The organism is Thiohalocapsa sp. (assembly GCF_019695415.1).
In the GTDB taxonomy this organism is placed as follows: domain Bacteria; phylum Pseudomonadota; class Gammaproteobacteria; order Chromatiales; family Chromatiaceae; genus Thiohalocapsa.
Window position 1 is genome coordinate 1 of record NZ_JAIFKJ010000022.1, and the last position, 2,961, is coordinate 2,961.

The following is a 2,961-nucleotide window of genomic DNA, read 5'->3' on the forward strand; positions in this document are numbered from 1 at the left end:
CGGCGGATGGGTATAAGAGACAGGCGCCGGTGCTGGACAACAGCCAGCGCTTCGATGTGCGCGTTTCTGCGCCAGAAGCGAATATGAGCCTGTCCGGCACGCTAATTTTCGAAGAGCTCGGCCAGGTCCCGTAATCCCATAACAATCCACACTCCAAAAAATCTCGCATTGACGCGCCATCGTCGCTGAAATAATTTCAGAAGGCGCAGACGTTTTCTCAGTACAAAGGGCAGACACAGATGGAACACTACGGGCCAGAAACGCCTGCATCACAAGCCGTGATGCGTATGAAGTACTTGCAGCATAATGAGACCTTCCGCGACGCCTGCAACCGGGTGGCGTGGCCGCTGGCGGACGGGCCGGACCACTACCACAGCTTTCGCCGGCTCCTGCTGAGCCAGCGCTTCTTGACTGGCGGCCGGATCATGGCCGCAACTGGCACCTCGAAGGCAACCACGGCGTTCAACTGCTTCGTTTCTGGCCAGATTAGCGACAGCTTCGTTTCGGGCGAAGGCAACATCATGCAGCGCGCGGCCGAGGCTGCGGCGACGATGCGCATGGGCGGCGGCATTGGCTACGATTTCTCGACCTTGCGCCCGCGCGGCGACATGATCCGCGGCCTGCAATCCCATTCGAGCGGACCGGTCAGCTTCATGGAGATCTTTAACGCGGTTGGCTTGTGCATCGCCTCCAGCGGCCATCGGCGCGGCGCTCAGATGGGCGTTCTCCGGGTCGATCACCCGGACATCGAGGAGTTCATTCACGCCAAGCACAACACCCACAAGCTGACCGGCTTCAACATCTCAATCGCGGTGACGGACACTTTCATGGAAGCGGTCAAGTCGGACAACATGTTCGAACTCCGCTTTGAAGGCACCTCGTATCGCACTATTCGAGCGCGCGAGTTGTGGGAGAAGATCATGCGCTCGACCTGGGATTGGGCCGAGCCGGGCGTGATCTTCATCGATCGCATGAATGCGATGAACAACCTGCATTATGCGGAAACGATTTTCACCACCAACCCGTGTAGCGAACAGCCCTTGCCGCCTTATGGTGCGTGCCTGCTCGGCTCGGTCAACCTGGTGAAGTACCTGGTGCCGATCAGCCAGCCAGTCCCGGCCAAAAACCCGCATTACAGCTTCGATATGGAGCAGCTGGCCGCGGACATTCCGGTGATCGTGACTGCACTCGACAATGTGGTTGACGACACGATCTACCCGTTGCCTGAGCAAGAGCAAGAAGCCAAGAACAAGCGCCGCATGGGTATCGGTATTACCGGTCTAGCCAACACGCTGGCGGCGATTGGCCTGACTTACGGTTCGGAAGAGGCAGCGGTCTGGACTGAGCTGCTCTTGCAGCGTCTCAACAACGAGGCCTACCGGGCTTCGGCCAAGCTGGCTGCGCGCCGCGGCGCCTTCCCGATGTTCAGGAAGGAGCCGTATCTCGATGGCCGGTTCGTGCAAAATCTCGATCCGGATGTGCGCGACCTGATTGCCGAGTATGGCATCCGCAACAGCCACCTGACCTCGATTGCTCCAACGGGTACGATCAGCTTCTGTGCAGACAACGTCTCCAGCGGCATCGAGCCGGTGTTCAGCCACAACGAGCAGCGCATCGTCAACACGCCAGAAGGGCCGCAGACGTTCCAGGTTCAGGACTATGCCTACAAGTTCCTCGGCATCGAGTGTCCAACGGCCAATGACCTTGACCCGGAAGCCCATGTTCGACTGCTCACTGCAGCCGCACGCTGGGTCGACTCCAGCGTCAGCAAGACGGTTAACGTGCCGAACACGATCGCTTGGGAAGATTTCAAGGACCTGTACATGCAAGTCTACGAGGCCGGCGGCAAGAGCTGTGCAACCTACACCATGGAAGGCAAGCGCCCCTCGATCCGCACCGAGATCAAGGACTGCTCGGAAGGCGAGTGCGCCGTAGGAGAGGCTGCATGACCGCCCACCTCACCGAACGCGAACGTGCCCGGGATCTGGCTATCAAGTTTCAGTTTGATCATGTGCTCAGAGGTATCGATCGCTCCTGGAGCAGGGAGCGTGAGCGTGAGATGATGAAAAACGGCAAGCATCTCGCGCTTCAGGAGATTTTGGACAACTCCGGCATCTCGGGCAATGAATTACGTTCGCGGTTCGGGGTGTCGTATGGTTATGCACAGCAGCTTTTGCGTGAATTCGGAAGCGGTTGACAATCAGGCAATCCTGAAATAAGTTCAGGGTTATCGTCGAGTGACGCCGACGGTACATGATGATTCCTCTCTCAAGCCCCCGTCATTGTTCTCCTTGTCGCAATGGCGGGGGCGAATTGAAGCGGCGTGGAGCAGCAGTTAGCTCGTCTGGCTCATAACCAGAAGGTCGCCGGTGCAAATCCGGCCGCCGCAAGAACTCTGCCGTGGGCCTGAAATCATGACAGCATACTGTGGGGAGTGTTCAAGGCTTTAGACCCACAGTCCCCAGAGGTCCCTTGGGGTAGTGAGCGAAGGCGGACGCCGGCCGTGAACAGCAGGGATCGTAACCGGCCTGTGATGGTGGTGAAGCTGCGAGGCTGATCTGCAAACAGGGGAAAGGCGTGACAGCCGGGAGAGACCGGCACACACGACACGGCCCGAACACAGATTTACGTTCTTCCTCCCTGGAAAACTGGAACCGGAGGCCGTAACACATCGTTACGGTCTCCGGCTTTTTAGCGCCGTCGCACTCCGGACAAGCTTTCCAAAGCGCGGGTAGTGCGATCGATGTGCCGGGGCAGAAGCCCAACATTATCGCGGACGGGAGCTGGTCCGGCCCTCTCCGGTTCCCGTTTCTTCTTTCGCTGCCGCTTCTTGGCTGCCCGCCGCCGCCGCTCCCAACCGTATCCACTCATGTGCCATAGGGTCTCTCGCAACCCGAGAGCCACGCCCCCAGAGCACAGCCCACCCCCTACCCCGCCCCACCACCCCCACCCACCATCCCA

2 protein-coding genes and 1 tRNA gene are annotated in these 2,961 nt (G+C 59.3%); all 3 read left to right on the forward strand.

From position 1 onward, the window contains the following. Positions 1 to 239: 239 nt before the first annotated feature. The gene (locus I6U14_RS00295) at positions 240 to 1,949 is read left to right on the forward strand and encodes an adenosylcobalamin-dependent ribonucleoside-diphosphate reductase (RefSeq protein WP_296895925.1); all 1,710 of its coding nucleotides are present in this window, start codon (positions 240 to 242) and stop codon (positions 1,947 to 1,949) included. After that, on the forward strand, positions 1,946 to 2,197 hold the full coding sequence (locus I6U14_RS00300; protein ID WP_296895927.1) for a hypothetical protein: 252 nt from the start codon (positions 1,946 to 1,948) through the stop codon (positions 2,195 to 2,197). The genes I6U14_RS00295 and I6U14_RS00300 overlap by 4 nt, the downstream gene beginning before the upstream one ends. Before the next feature lie 120 nt (positions 2,198 to 2,317). Continuing rightward, a tRNA-Met gene (locus I6U14_RS00305) sits at positions 2,318 to 2,390 on the forward strand. The last annotated feature ends 571 nt before the right edge of the window (positions 2,391 to 2,961 follow it).